The sequence below is a fragment of the Phyllobacterium sp. UNC302MFCol5.2 genome (assembly GCF_000686005.1).
Taxonomy (GTDB): Bacteria; Pseudomonadota; Alphaproteobacteria; order Rhizobiales; family Rhizobiaceae; genus Phyllobacterium; species Phyllobacterium pellucidum.
Window position 1 is genome coordinate 97606 of record NZ_JMLL01000014.1, and the last position, 15767, is coordinate 113372.

A 15767-nucleotide genomic window follows, 5' to 3' on the forward strand; every position below is an offset into this window, starting at 1 on the left:
ACGCTTGCCGGCCCAATTATCATAATAAAGGCAGGACCCTCCGGGATGAAATCAGCAGTTGAACAAGCCGCGATAGAAGTTGCGGACCTTCGCAAGGCATTCGGTGCGACGGTTGCGGTGAACGGCGTGTCATTCGCGATCGCTCCCGGAAGCACCCACGCGCTGCTTGGCGAAAACGGTGCTGGCAAGTCGACGATCGTCAAGCTCCTGTCCGGCCTCCTGCGCCCGGATGAGGGTCAGATATCGGTATTCGGAGAGAAGGTGACATTGAAGGCGCCGCGTTATGCCCATGCACGTGGCGTGCAAACTGCGTTCCAGGAAATGACTCTGGCCCGCGACCTCACCGTCCTTGATAACCTGCTTATGCCCTATGCGCCGATGGGGATTACAGGCTTGATCCGCCGCGCCTCGGCGCGACGCGCCATCGTCGAGCATCTGAAGGAACTCGACTTTTCGGTTGATCTCGATGCCGAGGTCGGAACCCTGGATTTGGCTGTCCAACAGAAAATCGAGATCGCGCGCGCGATCTACCGCAAGCCCCGCATACTACTCCTCGATGAGCCGACATCGACGCTTGCCGGCGGTGACGTCGAGTGGCTCGGCCGTATCATTGCCAAGTTGAAGTCGGCAGGAACGACCATCGTCTTCATCACACACCGCATGCGCGAGGTCCGCGCATTCTGCGACACGCTGACGATATTGCGCAACGGCCAGCATATAACGACTTGCTCGGTGGAATCCATTACCGATGCACAGGTCATAGAGAGCATCGTTGGCCGCAGCATCGCGCAGACTTTCCCCGAACGACCGAAAAATGACTCTGCATTTGGCGCGCCGGTACTTGGGGTGCGCAATCTCGTTGCAGGTAAAAAACTCCAAGATGCCAGCTTTGATTTGCGAAAGGGCGAGATTCTCGGCGTCGCCGGCCTGCAGGGCATGGGTCAGCTCGACCTTTTTCTGGCCTGCTTCGGGATGACGGAGGTCGTGCACGGCGACATCCTCGTCGACGGCCGCAAGGTCCGGTTTGGCTCGCCGGCGGACGCCCTGAAACCCAACATTGCCATCGGGCTCGTACCCGAAGACCGCAAGACCGAAGGCCTGTTTCTGAAGCTCAACGGCACGGTCAATGCGTCCCTTCCGGTAATCCAGCGATTTTCACGATTCGGCTTGATTCAAACCGGACTTGAGCAAGAGGCGGTCCGCACCGCCTTCGGCACAGTGGAAGTGGACGAACGCGCTCTTTGGACGAGGGCAGGGTCGTTTTCCGGGGGCAATCAACAAAAGATTGCGATTGCCAAGTGGCTCGTGGCGCAGAGCCGCATCCTGCTTTTGTTCGATCCGACCCGCGGCATCGATGTCGGCACGAAACATGAGCTTTATGTGATGATGCGAAATTTTACCGATTCCGGCGGTTCCGTCTTGCTGCACTCGACCGAAATCCCGGAACTCGTGCATTTATGCGACCGCGTCCTTGTCCTCTACGATGGTCGCGTTGCGGCGTTCCTGACGCGTGACCAGTTGACGGAGACCTCGATCATGCGCCCGGCCCTCGGTCACGAAACACCGACGCAGGAGGCAGCCGAATGACGATGACCAGTATGGCGGCCCCCAGACGCGACAGGCTCCGGTTTCTCGCCATGTCGCCGGAGCGTCGCAGTGTGGTCATTGCGATCGTGGTATTTCTTGGTCTGCTTGGCATCGTCGATCTCGTCAGCACGGGGCCACTCAGCTACTTCGACATTTCATTCCTCTCGAGCGGTGGGGCGACTTCGGCACTCGCCGCCATCGGCCAGACCGTCGTTGTATTGTCCGGCGGGTTTGACCTTTCGGCCGGCGCGGTCATATCGCTCGTCAACGTCGTTCTTGCGCAGAGCATGGATCCGGCGGCCGCTGAGACGAGCGTGTTCTATTGGACATGCGTCGGGATCGGTGTCGGAATGTTGACCGGCGCGTTCAACGGCATTTTTATCGCTTTCTTCCGGCTGCAACCCATCGTCGTCACCCTGTCCACCATGTTTATCATCCAGGGTCTGACTTTGCTCGTCATGGACAAGCCAGGCGGCTTCGTCGCTCCTGATCTCGGTACGTTTTATCTCGGGGATGCTGTTACCGGATGGCTTCCCATGCCGCTCGTGGTAATCGGCATCGTTCTTCTCGCCTGGCTCTGGTTGAAGAATACGCGCCTCGGAACAGCCATATATGCCGTCGGTAGTGATCCGGACGCTGCCGCGGCAATCGGCATCCGCGTCAAGCTGACGAAATTCCTGGTCTATGTCATTGCCGGCGGCTGCTATGGCCTGGCGGGCGTCTTCATCAGCGCCCAGACGGGGAGTGCCGATCCGCTGGTTGGAAATCCGCTGCTGCTTTCGATGTTTGCGGCTGTGGTCGTTGGCGGAACGCGCCTTGGCGGCGGGCGCGGCGGCCCACTAGGCACTGTGTTCGGGGCCTATATCCTGATGATGGTCGTGAATATCCTGCTGGTGCTCAATGTATCCGCTTACTACTCCACCATTGCCGAGGGGACGATCCTCATTCTGGCGGTCCTTGCGGGATCGATCTCGTACAGTTCCACCCTTGCCAAGCAGATCCGCAGCGCGGGCGCCCAGTTTTCAGCCTGGCGAAACGGCTTGCTGCCATCGCAGCTCGACCGGACCGACCGGAGATTAAAACTTGCCGGCCCAACGCGTTTCAAGCCGGTGTCGGCATCATTTCTGTCGCGCAACCGCGAGACCATCCGCTATGCGCTTCCTGCCTATGTTTGCCTTCTCCTCGTCGTCATCGTCACGCAGCTCTGGCTTGGCCGAGCCGTCTTAAATCCGACCTATTGGAACTCATTGGCGGTTCTCTCCACCTTCCTAGCCATCCTGGCGCTTGGACAGGGAACGGTGATCCTCACCGGCGGCCTTGACCTTTCGGTGCCTTGGACGATCGGCATTTCGGGCATCCTGCTCGCAGGGATCGTCAATGGCTCGGACGCTGCCTTGACCTATGCCTTGCCTGCCGTCCTTTTGATCGCTGCAGCGATAGGCTTCATAAATGGCGTCGGTATCTTAATCCTTGGCATTTCGCCGATCGTGATGACGCTGGCAATGAACGGGATCCTGCAAGGTTTTGCGCTGGTTTATTCGCAAGGGACGCCAGCCGGCTTCTCCTCGCCCATGCTTCGCTGGTTCATGACCGGCAAGATATGGACTGTGACGCCCGTTGTCCCTTTCATGGTGCTGTTCGTCATAGTGTCGGTGCTCCTCCTCGGAAGAACCGCCTTCGGCCGCAGGGTCTACGGTATCGGCAATGGCCTGCGCGCCGCACAGCTTTCCGGGATCGCGGTTGGGCGCACGCTCATTCTCGTCTATGTCCTTTCCGGTTTTTGCGCTGGTCTCGTTGGCGTATTGCTCACCGGGTTTTCCGGGCAAGCGAGCCTTGGCATGGGCGATGATTACCTGCTGCCCTCCATTGCCGTGGTGGTTGTCGGTGGCGCTTTGATAACCGGGGGGCGAGGGCATTATCTCGGCATGCTTGGAGGCGTACTCCTGCTTACGGCACTGCAGATGTTCCTCGCCGGAACAACGTTGCCTTACGCCACACGCGCGATCCTGTTTGGACTTGTCGTGCTTGGCGCGGTCATGGCGCTTCGTGAGAAGCGATCTTAAGAGGGGATGGATGATGAACAGGGTGGCTCCAGCATCGGCGGAAGAGTTCTTGGGCGGCGTGCGCGGACAGCGTATACTGGTAACCGCAGGCGGTTCGGGCATCGGATTTGCTATCGCTTCAACGCTATCGGCGCTCGGTGCGCGCGTGGCAATCTGCGACATTTCACAGGCTTTGCTTGAAGAAGCGAGCGCTTCGATGAAGCCGGCTCTCGCAACCGTTGCCGACGTTTCGAGCGAGGCAGATGTCGACCGCATGTTCGATGACGTGTCGGCTTCTTTGGGCGGGCTCGACGCTCTGATCAATAATGCGGGAATTGCCGGACCGACCGGGGGCGTTGACGAGATCAGCACCGAAGACTGGCGGCGATGCATCGACATCTGCCTGACCGGACAATTTCTCTGCGCGCGGCGCGCGACACCGCTGCTCAAGGCCGCCGGTGGCGGATCGATCGTCAACATGTCGTCAGCCGCAGGCAGGCACGGTTATGCGTTCCGTTCGCCCTATTCGGCGGCCAAATTCGGCGTGGTTGGTTTTACCCAAAGCCTTGCCAAGGAACTCGGACCTCATGCGATCAGAGTGAATGCCATCCTGCCCGGTATCGTTGAGGGACCACGAATTGAAAACGTCATCAGCAACCGTGCGAAACAGTTGGGCATATCTCACGAAGAGATGACTGAACGCTATCTGCAGAACGTTTCGCTTCGCCGGATGGTTAGCCCCTATGACGTGGCAAATATGGTCGCATTTCTGCTTTCCAATGCCGGGGTCAATATTTCTGGCCAGTCGCTCGGCGTCGACGGCAATGTCGAGACCTTGTGAGGGAAAAATGACGGAGAAAACAGCGATTATCGGTAGCGGCTTTATCGGCAGGGCCTGGGCGATAAGCTTCGCCAGGGCAGGCTATGAGGTCGCTCTATGGGATCAGTCGTCCGAGGCCGTTGCCAAGGCCCGCGATTATGTTGCCGAGGTCCTCACCGACCTTGAACGAAATGATCTTCTGAACGGGCATACACCGGAAGCGGTGCTGGAAAGGATTACCCCCGAAGCAGATTTGGCAAAGGCCCTGGACGGTGCGATCCACATCCAGGAGAACACGCCCGAAGACCTCAAGATCAAGATCAAGGTTTTCTCCCAGCTCGACGAGGCGGCCAGTCCTTCTGCGGTGATCGCCAGTTCAACGTCGGCGCTGTTGCCGTCGAAATTTACCGAACATCTGGCCAACCGCCATCGCTGCCTGGTCGTTCATCCGATCAATCCACCCTACCTGATACCAGCGGCGGAGGTCGTGCCCGCACCATGGACATCGCCAGACGTGGTGGAGCGGACGCGTGCATTCCTGGTCGCTGCCGGTCATGCACCGCTTGTGATGAAACGCGAACTGGATGGGTTCATCATGAACAGAATGCAAGGCGCATTGCTCGAGGAAGCTTTTCGGCTTGTCGCTGATGGATACGCCACGGTCGAGGACGTCGATATAGGCATCAGGGACGGTCTTGCCTTGCGCTGGTCGTTCATGGGGCCGTTCGAGACGATCGACTTGAACGCTCCGGGCGGGGTTCGCGACTATGTGGAGAGATATCAGATTATCTACGAGCGGTTGTTCCCGCAGATGCAGCGCCGCGTCGACTGGGCCGGCGACGTGCTGGAGACTGTGGAATCCGGCCGGCGCGAGAAACTCCCCAAGGAAAAGTTGGTGGAACGCCAGGTCTGGCGTGACCGCCGCCTGATGGCACTCGCGGCACACAAGCAAAAATCAACGCAGGAGTTCGGACGATGAGCGAGACAGCGAGAGTGACCGGAGGATCAACTATAAAGGGCAAGGTCATCATCACCTGCGCCATCACGGGTGCGATCCACACGCCGACGATGTCCCCTTATTTGCCGATCACGCCCGACGAAATCGCCAAGGAAGCGCTGGCAGCGGCAGATGCCGGAGCTGCGATCCTGCATCTGCATGCGCGCGACCCTGAAACTGGCAAACCGGACCAAACGCCTGAAGCTTTCGCCAGGTTTCTGCCACGGATCAAGCAGAACACGAAGGCCGCGATAAACATCACCACGGGTGGCAGTCCCTATATGAAGGTCGAGGAGCGGGTCAAACCGGCAGCGACATTCAAGCCCGAGGTGGCTTCGCTCAACATGGGTTCTATCAATTTCGGACTTTATCACCTTGTCGACAAATACAAGGAATTCAAGTTCGACTGGGAAAAGCCGCATCTGGAAGCCACGCGTGACCTCGTTTTTCGCAACAGTTTCAAGGATATAGAGTACATTCTGGCAACCTGCTACGACAATGGCACGCGCTTTGAATTCGAGTGCTACGACATTGCGCATCTCTACAACCTCGCGCATTTTGCGGATCGCGGTCTCGTGAAGGCACCGTTCTTCGTGCAGTCGGTGTTCGGGCTGCTCGGCGCAATCGGAACGCATCCGGAAGACGTCGCCCACATGAAACGCACGGCAGATCGGCTCTTCGGCGATAGTTTCCGGTGGTCCGTTCTCGGCGCGGGCTCGAGCCAGTTGCGCATCGCCGCTCAGGCCGCGGCTCTCGGAGGCAATATCAGGGTTGGTCTTGAAGACAGCCTGTGGGCGGGGAAGGGTAAACTCGCCAAGTCGAATGCCGAACAGGTGTTGCTGGCGCGCAAGATCATCGAAGGTCTCGGCATGGAGGTGGCAACGCCCGATGAGGCTCGCGAGATTCTTCAACTCAAGGGAGGCGACAAGGTCGCGTTCTAGGAGAGAGCCATGTTGCGCATCGAAGTTTTCAGCAGCGACCGGAATGAGCTCGGTGAGGGTCCCCTATGGGACGTCGAACAGCAACGGCTTTACTGGATCGACTCATACGCGCCGGCCGTTTATTCCTGCGATGCAAATGGCGGGGACCGCAAGACCTGGAAAATGCCGGAGCCCATTGGGTCGATGGCCTTGCGCTCCAGGGGCGGAGCGATCGTTTCGCTGAGAAACGGGTTTTACACGCTGGACTTCGCAACGGGAGCAGTGGAACTGCTCCACGAAACGCATCCGGGAGAACTTCGTCCGCGGCTGAATGACGGGAAAGTTGATCGCCAGGGCCGCTTCATAGCCGGCTCGATGGATTTCGAGGAGCGGGATCCCATCGGCACGCTTTACCGCCTTGACCCCGACCTGTCGCTTCACATCCTCGATACCGGCATCGTCTGCTCGAATGGCCCGTGCTTCAGTCCCGACGGCGCAACCCTCTATTTCGCCGACACCGGCACACGGAAGATCCATGCATATGCTTACGACGCGGCGACCGGCGCTGTAGGGTCGCGCCGCATCTTCACGAGTTTCGAGGGTCTGCGCGGCCATCCGGATGGCGCGACGGTGGATGCGGAAGGGTACGTGTGGAGTGTCGAAGTATATTCCGGGCGCCTGATCCGCTTCGACCCGAATGGAGTTATCGATCGCATCGTTGGCCTTCCGGTCCAATCGACCACAAGCATCACGTTCGGCGGGCCGGAACTTGACATTGCGTTCGTAACGTCGATGGCCCGGCCATTCAACAACCAATACCATCGCGAGCGCGAAGCGGGCTGCATGTTTGCGGTTCATGGGCTGGGTGTCCGCGGGTTGCCGGAACCGCGTTTCAAAGGATAGGGGAGCGACATGAAAATAGAAGTGGTGGTAGACGTCAAGACAACCCTCGGCGAGGGCCCGCTATGGGACGTGGACCAGGAACGACTCTACTGGATCGACAGTTTCGACGGACGCGTTTTCCGGGCTACCGCCGACGGGCGTGAACTGCGCGCCTGGGATGTGCCGATGAAAATCGGCTCCATGGCGCTGCGCAAGGATGGAAACGGGGCAATCGTCTCACTCGCCCGGGGCTTTCATCTCCTCGACTTCAAAACAGGCGATGTCGACCTCATTCACGATCCTGAACCCGATAAGCACGAAAATCGCATCAATGACGGCAAGGTGGATAAGCAGGGCCGTTTCGTTGCGGGCTCGATGGACACGATGGAGAGCGGTCCCAATGGCGCGCTTTACCGGGTCGATCCCGATTTGAGCGTTCATACCCTCGATGAGGGCATCATTGTTTCGAACGGTCCGTGCTGGAGCCCGGACGGAAGTACATTCTATTTTGCGGATTCCTGGTCGGGCGAGATCTGGGCCTATGATTACGACCAGGCCAAAGGGAGTGTATCCAATCGCCGCACGTTCGTGAAACTCGACACATCGACGGGTGGTGCTGCCGACGGTTCCACGGTGGACGCCGAGGGATGCTTGTGGAACGCTCAAGTCTATGACGGGAAGGTGATCCGCTACAGGCCGGACGGATCGGTGGACCGGGTCATTGATATGCCGGTGAAAAAAGTGACCAGTGTCATGTTCGGCGGCCCGAACCTCGACATTCTTTATGTAACCTCCATGGCAAAGCCGCCGCTACCGCGCTTTCCGGGCGATGGGGTTCTACGTGGCAGCCTGTTTGCAATCACTGGACTTGGCATCAGGGGCGTTCCTGAGATGCGCTTTGCCGGGTAATAAAAGCGCTCTCCGGTTCCTCTAGGTTCCCGCTGCGACAGGCGTTCTACGACACCGATGCGATTGTGAGGATCAACGGTCGCTAACCGTGAAACAGCGCGGCGTATGGATTCAGGTCCGCAGACGAGATCAGACCCAGCATCCGGCTGGGTCAACGTTTCACGTGCGCTATCCGCCAAGAAGCAGCGGTTTGCAATAAATTGTTGACAATAAGCAATCTGCAATCTATCTCCTGTTGAAACAGGAATAGGCGGATGAATCAGACAGCCTTCGAAATTCTCAGGTCCACGTCCCTTCCGGGACTGTTGGAACAGGAGATCGAACGATTCATTCTCGACGGCGAGGTAGCGCCTGGCGGTCATTTGAATGAAAAGGAGATTGCGTTCCGGTTCGGCATCAGCCGCGGGCCCGTCCGCGAAGCACTCCGATCGCTCGAGTCATCAGGCCTCATCGAGCAGGTACCCAACCGTGGCTTCTTCGTCCGCCGGCTCAGCGCAGCAGAAGCATCCGACGTTTATGACGTGCGCATGGTGCTCTTCGGTCTTGCCGGAAAGGTTCTGGCAGAACGCGCGACCGACGATGATATTGCAAGGCTGAGGCGCTTCGTCGGGGACATGGACGAAGCCATCGGCGCGGATGACCATGCCCGCTATATCTCGCTTAATTTCGCCTTGCATGAATTCATTGTCGTTCAATCAGGAAACGAAGTTCTGGCTCAGCAGTATCTGACGCTGGTCAAGCAGCTCAGGCTCCACCGGGCCCACAGCCTGATGCACGGCGACGCGATCCACGCTTCCAACCTGGAACATCACATGATGGTCGATGCCATCGCCGCTCGCGACCCGGTGCAGGCCTTCAAAGCTCACGCCAACCACGTCGAGACGGCGAAGGGCCGGCTCATGGCGGCGACAAACCCTCTTGCATAGCACTGGAGATATGTGTGACTCCCTCACTCGACATTACGGCCCAGGCCATACGTTTCATAGAACGCACGACCTATGCGGATTTGCCGGAAGAGGCGCTCATTATTGGCCGGCGTTGCATGGTCGATACGGCAGGCCTATATCTGGCCGGCAGCCGCGAGGCTTCGGTTGAAATCCTTATTGGCGATGCACTGGATCAGGCCGGGCGCGAGGACGCGCCCCTGCCAGGCGCCGGGACGCAGAAGGTTCCGGCCCCCCTGGCCGCCCGCGTCTGGGGCACTGCCGGACACGCCCACGATTGGGATGATACGCAGGTTTCGCACGATCCGGCCCATGTCTACGGCCTGCTTACGCATCCGTCTGTTCCACCCCTCACCGCCGCGCTCATCATCGCAAGCCGCGAAGGGATCGTGGACGGGCGTGAATTGATGCTTGCGTTCCAGGTGGGTTTCGAAGTCGAATGCAAGATCGCGGAATGGATGAAACCACGCCACTATCGGCGCGGCCACCACACGAGCGGTACCGTCGGCACGTTCGGGGCGACGGCGGCTGCCGCGAAACTTCTCGGATTGAAGGGCGACGCGCTCGCACACGCGCTCGGATTGGCCGCAAGTTTTGCCGCTGGCATACGCGCCAATTTCGGCACCATGACGAAGCCGCTCCATGTCGGCCGAGCCTGCGAGAATGGCGTAACCGCTGCCCTGCTTGCCGCACGTGGCTTTGAGGCGGACCCATCAGTCCTCGACGGACAGTGGGGTTTCTTCTCGGTGATGGGCGAGGGTCTCGATCCGGACAAGGCAGCTGCGGGATTTGCCGCGCCCTTGACGATCATCGAGCCCGGCGTCAGCATAAAGCCGTACCCTTCGGGCATTCTCACGCATCAATCAATGGATGCGATGTTGAAGCTGGTGATCGACCATGATCTCAAGCCTGAAGAGGTAGAGCGCATCAGATTCTTTGCCGGCAAAAATATCATCGAACCGATCCGCTATCCGATTGCGCAGAACCATCTTCAGGCGAAGTTCTCCATGCCCGCACTGCTCGCCATGATCATTCTGTGCCGGCGGGCAAGCCATCATGAATTCGAGGACAGCTTTGTTGCCGGCGAGGCTATGCAGGATCTTCAGGCACGAACCGACGTGATAAACGATCCGGCTATCGACGCGGCAGGGTACGACCGCATACGGTCGCGCATCGAAGTGGTTACGAAGGACGGCCGGACATTGGTGCAGGAGGCGGACGAGCGCTATCGGGGCGGCCCGTCCAACCCGATCAGCGATGCCGGTCTGGACGACAAGTTCCGCATGTGTGCCGAGGGCGTCATTGATCGTGAAGCGCAGGAAGAATTGCTGGCGCTCGTGCGAAATATCGATGCCGGCGCCGACGTCGGTCGCTGTATGGAATTGATCAGCGGGGAAGGAAAAGCCCCGTGAACTGAGTTTGAGGAAGCCGTTCTGGAGAAACGGTAGCTAAATGGGAGAGAGAAATGACATTCATCAAGTCTATCGGCCAGGCAGTGCTTGGCCTTGCCACGCTAGCGATTGTTTCCGGCGCAAATGCCCAAGCTGAACCTCTGCCATACCCGAACAAGGTGGTGACGCTGGTGACGCACTCAAGTCCCGGCGGTGGCAGCGACGTGTTCCTGCGCGAAATGACCAAATATCTCGGCAAGTACATCGACGCCACGTTCATCGTCGAAAATGTACAGGGTGGCAGCGGCGCCAAGGCCATGGCTCGGGTTGCGAGCGGACCAGCTGACGGGAGCGTCTTCTATGCGACGACCCCGACTTATATCTACACATCCTTGATGAGCAAGCCGCAGAGCACTTACAAGGACATGGATCCGCTGGTTAACATCTTCGCCGACAGCGAAGTGATCTACACGCGTACGGATGGGCCCTACAAGTCGCTGAAGGATGTGATCGAGCATGCCAAGAAAGAACGCGGCCGGTGGGGCGCTGCCAATCCCGCATCCCTGGAACGGCAGGCGGCCGAGCAGCTGAAGCGCGCCGCGGGCGTGACACCGGCGATCGTCACCCATGAGGGCGGCGGCGACATGATGCTCAATGTTCTCAACGGCACGCTCGACATCGGTATTGGCGAGATCCAGGAGCTTCGATCGCAACTCGATGCCGGCAAGATTACGCTGCTCGCTACATTCAATCCTGAACGCATCACCGAAAAGCCCGATGTGCCTACCGTAAAGGAATTGGGTTACGACGTCAGCCTGGTGAAATTCCGAGGCCTCGCTGGCCCCAAGGGCGTTCCGGATGCCACCAAGGCGGTCTGGGACGAGGCGATAAAGAACCTGCTGGCCGATCCGGAATACAAGAAAGCCTACACGGCCGAAGTGCTCGTTCCCCAGTTGATCGGAGAAAAGGACTATCCGGCATTCATCAACAATTTTGCCACGTCGACCGAGGAATTCCTGAAATCGACGGGCGCCATCAAGTGAGATTGATCGCGGGGGCTGGCGAAAAGGCTGGCCCCTCGTCGATCATCGTTAAGGGTTGATCCATGAGAAAAGACCTTATCAGCGGCCTCGTTCTCCTTGCTGGCGCAGGTACCTACTATGCCTGGGCAGGTGAAATCGCCGACAGCACTTTGGCGGACGAGGTTGGCGCGGCCGGACTGCCGCATGTGCTTGCCATCGTACTTGCCATCCTCGGAATACTGCTTATGGGGCGAACGTTGCTCGCAAGCCAGGCACGGCAGGTGGCGGCGGGTGCGGATGACGATGAAAGAGATGCGCGTCTTCCGCGTGCCGTCGGCTTCCTGCTGTTCGGTGCCGCTTACGTGATCCTTTTGCCTTTCGTCGGCTACGTCATCGGTACCGCACTCCTCATCGGGGGGATCGCGCTTTATGAGGGCGCGCCGCGCACTTGGGTCGTACCGGTTGCCGCCATTGGCGGTGGCATTTTCTACTGGGCTGTCTTCGTCAAACTGCTCGGGGTCCACCAGCCCGCAGGTTCGCTGGTACAGGGGTTATTCTGATGACGACGATTATGGACATAATCAGGCTTCTGACGGAAACGCCGCTCATTTTCGTTTCCATCGCCGGCCTCACCTGGGGCATTCTCGGCGGCGCCCTGCCGGGCATTTCGGCTTCCATCACCATGGCCCTCGTTTTGCCGTTCACCTATACGATGGATCCTGCGCAGGCGATCGCCTTGCTCGCCTGCGTCTATATCGGCGCCGAGTATGGCGGCTCGATCCCGGCTATTCTAATCAGGACGCCGGGCACCAATTCTTCCGCAGCCACTGTGATCGACGGTTACGAACTCAATCGCCAGGGGCGAGCCGGCGAAGCGCTGGGCATTTCCCTTATGTCAGGGGTGATCGGCAGCCTGTTCGGCCTCGCAATGCTGATAATGCTAACGGAGCCACTGTCGTGGCTGGCGCTGGCATTTACGCCTGCCTCCTATTTCGGGCTCGGTATCCTTGGCCTCAGCGTTATTGCATCGATGAGCGGAGGCTCGCTCATCAAGGGTCTTGCTGCTGCTACTGTCGGCCTGATGATCGCAACAGTGGGCACCGATCCGATATCGGGCGTGACGCGCTTTACATTTGACATCCCGGACCTGCTGGGCGGGGTCGAACCCGTCCTTGTGATGGTCGGCCTTTTTGCGTTGACCGAGTTGATGAGCCAATCAGGATCGACCAACACGGCGCAACTCAATCAGAAAATCAAGATCAAGCTGCCAAGCCTTGCTGTCATGAACAGGCTCAAGCGTTCACAGTTCATCGGCTGCGTGCTTGGCCTGTTCGAGGGGCTCACCCCCGGCGGCGGCGGTTCGATTGCAGCGTTCATGTCCTATAACGAGGCCAAGCGCTGGTCGAAGACACCGCATTTGTTTGGCAAGGGATCCGAGGAGGGCGTCGCTGCGCCGGAGGCGGCCAACAACACGGTGGCAAGCACCGCGCTCATCCCGCTTCTCAGCTTCGGCATCCCGAGTTCGAATTCGACGGCGGTCCTGCTTGGCGGCCTTTTGATGCACGGGCTGATTCCTGGACCGCGCCTGTTCGAACAGAGCGCCCAGGTGATCGACAGCATTTATGTCGGCTCCTTCATCGCGATCATTGCGCAAATCGGTGTCGGTATCATCATCCTTCCGGCCTGCATTTGGCTGGTCAATCGTCCGCGCCCCTACCGCGCTGGCTTCATCTTCGCGCTTATCCTGTCGGGCATTTTCACGCTGAACAACAGCCTGTTCGACCTTGGAATTGCGCTCGCGCTTGGTCTGGTCGGCTTCCTTATGCGCATCGCCGGATTCCCGGTCCTGCCGATGATTCTTGGCGTCGTGCTCGGCCACATGGTCGAATCGAGTTATCGCCGCTCGCTGGTGCTTTCGGGGGGTGACCACATGATCTTTCTTCAAGATCCTATCGCCGTGGCGCTGCTTTCCATCGCGCTCATATTCGTCGTTTTCTCGCTTAGCCGCGAGGTGCGCGACGCCCGCAAGACCAGAATAGAGGAAGCCCGTTCATGAACCAGACCGTTCCCCCAGTATTGCCCGTCGCGGCAAGACTGGCGAGTTTTGCCGCGGAATGCACACCGCCGGCCGCCGTCGACGCAGTCAGCCGGCGGCTCCTCTTCGATATTGTCGGTCTGGCCGTTGCTGCCCGGGGCACCGACTATGTCGGAGCAGCACTGGCAAGTGCCGTGGATGCCGGAAGCTGCACCGCTTTCGGTCATGAACGCCAGCTTGGGCTTTACGACGCCGCGCTCGTCAACGGCACAGCCGCACACGGCGAAGATTTCGATGACACCTTCGAAGGTGGTCCGATCCACGCGGGCGCAGTGGTTGTCTCCGCGGTCCTTGCGATCGCCGAAAGGCGCGGACTTGACGGTCGCGCCGCCATGCGCGGCATCGCGGTGGGCGCCGAACTCATGTGCCGGATGAGCCTGGTAGCACCGCAGGCAACGCACAAGGCAGGCTTTCATCCGACAGCCATATTCGGCGCGCCGGCAGCGGCGGCGGCTGTCGGTGCAGCGCTGGGGCTAGGGCCCGACGTGATTGGCAGGGCCCTCGGAATTTCGGGCAGCCTTGCTTCCGGCATCATCGAGTATCTTGCAGATGGCAGCTCGACAAAGCGTCTGCATGCGGGCGCTGCAGCGCAGGCCGGCGTGCGAGCCGCCCTGCTCGCAGAAGCCGGCTTCACAGGTCCCATAAGCGTTTTCGAAGGCTCACATGGAATGTACAGGGCCTTTGCTCCGTCTAAGGCACCCGATTTCATGCCGTTGCTCGAGGGGCTGGGCAAGCAGTGGATCGTCGAGACGCTGGCGTTCAAACCATACGCCTGCGGAACCATGACCCAACCCTTCATCGACTGCGCCAAGAAGCTGGCAGCGCTCGGTATCGGGGCCGAGGAGATAGCATCCATCGTCTGCAAGGTCGGGGAGGGCACGGTTCATCGTCTATGGGAGCCATTGGCCGAAAAACAAAGGCCGCCGAATGGGTATGCCGGCAAGTTTTCGACACCCTATTGCATGGCAGTCGGATTCCTGGACGGGGAGGCCGGGCTCGGGCAGTTTACCGATGAGCGGGTGCGCGATGCCGCGATCCGAGCGCTGGCAGCCAAGATCTCGTATGAAATCAATCCGGCCGATCCCTATCCGTCGAACTTTACCGGCCATCTCAAGGCGGTTTTGAAAGACGGCACGATTCATGAATTCCACCAGCCCTATATGCGCGGCGGAGCGCGCGAACCCTTGCCTGACGCCGAGATGGCGAGCAAGTTCGAAGCGAATCTGCGCTTTGGTGGCCTGGGGGAGCGCAGCATTGCGGCGCTGCGCGCATCCCTCGAACAAATCGCGGCTGGCGGTCCTATCGATCTGGCGGGAGCACGCGCATGAACGCGGATCAAACAACGCGGCGGGAACTCGACGGACAGGTGGCGCTGGTAACCGGTGCCTCGCGCAATATCGGTCGGGCGATCGCCCTTGCCCTGGCTGACGCCGGCGCCGGGATCGCCATTGTGGCCAGATCGGATCAGGCAGCGGCGGAGACTGTCGCACGTGAGGTTGAGCAACGGGGCAGCCGCGCCGTCGTCCTTCTTGGCGATGTGGCGAATGAAGCCGATGCCGACCGCCTCGTCGGGCTTGCGGCCGAACAGCTCGGGCGCCTCGACATCCTCGTCAACAATGCCGCCATACGGCGTGAAGCCCCCATTGAAGCCTTGTCGTTCGAGGATTGGCGGGAAGTAATGAGCGTGACGCTCGATGGCGCGTTCCTCATGAGCCGCGCTGCGATCCCTCATTTACTCTCCGGCGGAAGGGGTACCATCATAAACATTGGCGGATTGACGGCCTACACCGGCGCGGTGCACCGCGCCCATGTCATATCGGCCAAGGCTGGGCTCGACGGCTTCACCAAGGCACTGGCCCATGAACTTGGACCGCGTGGAGTAACGGTCAATCTGGTTTCTCCCGGGATGATCGATACGAACCGCGTGCACGCATCGTCTGGCGGTGAGCCGGCGCACCACAACACCACGCGCACGCTGGTGGGAAGGCGCGGAACGCCTGAGGAAGTTGCAGCTGCGGTCATGTATCTCGCGAGCGAGCCGGCCCGCTTTGTCACCGGCCAGACGCTGCACGTCAATGGCGGCGCTTTCTTACCCTGATCCGCCAGTGGTGTGTTGGATTTGAATACAGGCTTGATCCATGGGCGGTCCACCTCCTGA

The 15767-nt window shown here is 59.6% G+C and carries 14 protein-coding genes; all 14 read left to right on the forward strand.

Annotated elements, in window-relative coordinates; translation table 11 throughout:
- Positions 1-45 precede the first annotated feature (45 nt).
- The 14 genes from BR48_RS0118610 to fabG all read left to right on the forward strand — a co-directional run bounded on the left by BR48_RS0118610 (position 46) and on the right by fabG (position 15707).
- On the forward strand, positions 46-1587 hold the full coding sequence (locus BR48_RS0118610; RefSeq protein ID WP_027232695.1) for a sugar ABC transporter ATP-binding protein: 1542 nt from the start codon (positions 46-48) through the stop codon (positions 1585-1587).
- 50 nt (positions 1588-1637) lie between these two features.
- Complete coding sequence (locus BR48_RS0118615; RefSeq protein WP_245273589.1) at positions 1638-3650, forward strand: ABC transporter permease; 2013 nt, start codon at positions 1638-1640, stop codon at positions 3648-3650.
- 13 nt (positions 3651-3663) lie between these two features.
- Entirely contained in the window at positions 3664-4470 is an 807-nt protein-coding gene (locus BR48_RS0118620) for an SDR family oxidoreductase (protein ID WP_027232697.1), read from the forward strand.
- Positions 4471-4477: 7 nt separating this feature from the next.
- Positions 4478-5428 carry a 3-hydroxyacyl-CoA dehydrogenase gene (locus BR48_RS0118625; protein WP_027232698.1) on the forward strand — a complete coding sequence of 317 codons (951 nt, stop codon included), beginning with the start codon at positions 4478-4480 and terminating at the stop codon, positions 5426-5428.
- On the forward strand, positions 5425-6387 hold the full coding sequence (locus BR48_RS0118630) for a 3-keto-5-aminohexanoate cleavage protein (protein ID WP_036814903.1): 963 nt from the start codon (positions 5425-5427) through the stop codon (positions 6385-6387). Before BR48_RS0118625 ends, BR48_RS0118630 begins: the two co-directional genes overlap by 4 nt.
- Positions 6388-6396: 9 nt before the next feature.
- Positions 6397-7269 (forward strand): SMP-30/gluconolactonase/LRE family protein, encoded by an 873-nt coding sequence (locus BR48_RS0118635; protein ID WP_036814905.1) that lies wholly within the window; start codon positions 6397-6399, stop codon positions 7267-7269.
- Positions 7270-7278: 9 nt separating this feature from the next.
- The gene (locus tag BR48_RS0118640; RefSeq protein WP_027232701.1) at positions 7279-8157 is read left to right on the forward strand and encodes an SMP-30/gluconolactonase/LRE family protein; all 879 of its coding nucleotides are present in this window, start codon (positions 7279-7281) and stop codon (positions 8155-8157) included.
- Positions 8158-8411: 254 nt separating this feature from the next.
- Positions 8412-9083: an FCD domain-containing protein gene (locus tag BR48_RS0118645; protein ID WP_027232702.1), complete on the forward strand. Its 672-nt coding sequence runs from the start codon at positions 8412-8414 to the stop codon at positions 9081-9083.
- A 14-nt stretch (positions 9084-9097) separates the two neighbouring features.
- A complete protein-coding gene (locus BR48_RS0118650) occupies positions 9098-10513 on the forward strand; it encodes an MmgE/PrpD family protein (RefSeq protein ID WP_027232703.1) in 1416 nt (471 codons plus the stop codon).
- Positions 10514-10566: 53 nt separating this feature from the next.
- Positions 10567-11535: a tripartite tricarboxylate transporter substrate binding protein gene (locus BR48_RS0118655; RefSeq protein ID WP_027232704.1), complete on the forward strand. Its 969-nt coding sequence runs from the start codon at positions 10567-10569 to the stop codon at positions 11533-11535.
- Positions 11536-11597: 62 nt separating this feature from the next.
- On the forward strand, positions 11598-12074 hold the full coding sequence (locus tag BR48_RS0118660) for a tripartite tricarboxylate transporter TctB family protein (RefSeq protein WP_027232705.1): 477 nt from the start codon (positions 11598-11600) through the stop codon (positions 12072-12074).
- Positions 12074-13570, forward strand: coding sequence for a tripartite tricarboxylate transporter permease (locus BR48_RS0118665; RefSeq protein WP_027232706.1), 1497 nt, complete (start codon positions 12074-12076; stop codon positions 13568-13570). Before BR48_RS0118660 ends, BR48_RS0118665 begins: the two co-directional genes overlap by 1 nt.
- Entirely contained in the window at positions 13567-14937 is a 1371-nt protein-coding gene (locus tag BR48_RS0118670; RefSeq protein WP_027232707.1) for an MmgE/PrpD family protein, read from the forward strand. The genes BR48_RS0118665 and BR48_RS0118670 overlap by 4 nt, the downstream gene beginning before the upstream one ends.
- Complete coding sequence (fabG, locus tag BR48_RS0118675; RefSeq protein ID WP_051615197.1) at positions 14934-15707, forward strand: 3-oxoacyl-ACP reductase FabG; 774 nt, start codon at positions 14934-14936, stop codon at positions 15705-15707. Before BR48_RS0118670 ends, fabG begins: the two co-directional genes overlap by 4 nt.
- Positions 15708-15767: the final 60 nt, after the last annotated feature.

Excerpts from the sequence above, each read along its gene's own strand:
- BR48_RS0118610 (WP_027232695.1), top strand. The coding sequence starts at position 46 with ATGAAATCAGCAGTTGAACAAGCCGCGATAGAAGTTGCGGACCTTCGC.
- BR48_RS0118615 (WP_245273589.1), top strand. The coding sequence starts at position 1,638 with ATGTCGCCGGAGCGTCGCAGTGTGGTCATTGCGATCGTGGTATTTCTT.
- BR48_RS0118620 (WP_027232697.1), top strand. The coding sequence starts at position 3,664 with ATGAACAGGGTGGCTCCAGCATCGGCGGAAGAGTTCTTGGGCGGCGTG.
- BR48_RS0118625 (WP_027232698.1), top strand. The coding sequence starts at position 4,478 with ATGACGGAGAAAACAGCGATTATCGGTAGCGGCTTTATCGGCAGGGCC.
- BR48_RS0118630 (WP_036814903.1), top strand. The coding sequence starts at position 5,425 with ATGAGCGAGACAGCGAGAGTGACCGGAGGATCAACTATAAAGGGCAAG.
- BR48_RS0118635 (WP_036814905.1), top strand. The coding sequence starts at position 6,397 with ATGTTGCGCATCGAAGTTTTCAGCAGCGACCGGAATGAGCTCGGTGAG.
- BR48_RS0118640 (WP_027232701.1), top strand. The coding sequence starts at position 7,279 with ATGAAAATAGAAGTGGTGGTAGACGTCAAGACAACCCTCGGCGAGGGC.
- BR48_RS0118645 (WP_027232702.1), top strand. The coding sequence starts at position 8,412 with ATGAATCAGACAGCCTTCGAAATTCTCAGGTCCACGTCCCTTCCGGGA.
- BR48_RS0118655 (WP_027232704.1), top strand. The coding sequence starts at position 10,567 with ATGACATTCATCAAGTCTATCGGCCAGGCAGTGCTTGGCCTTGCCACG.
- BR48_RS0118660 (WP_027232705.1), top strand. The coding sequence starts at position 11,598 with ATGAGAAAAGACCTTATCAGCGGCCTCGTTCTCCTTGCTGGCGCAGGT.
- BR48_RS0118665 (WP_027232706.1), top strand. The coding sequence starts at position 12,074 with ATGACGACGATTATGGACATAATCAGGCTTCTGACGGAAACGCCGCTC.
- BR48_RS0118670 (WP_027232707.1), top strand. The coding sequence starts at position 13,567 with ATGAACCAGACCGTTCCCCCAGTATTGCCCGTCGCGGCAAGACTGGCG.
- fabG (WP_051615197.1), top strand. The coding sequence starts at position 14,934 with ATGAACGCGGATCAAACAACGCGGCGGGAACTCGACGGACAGGTGGCG.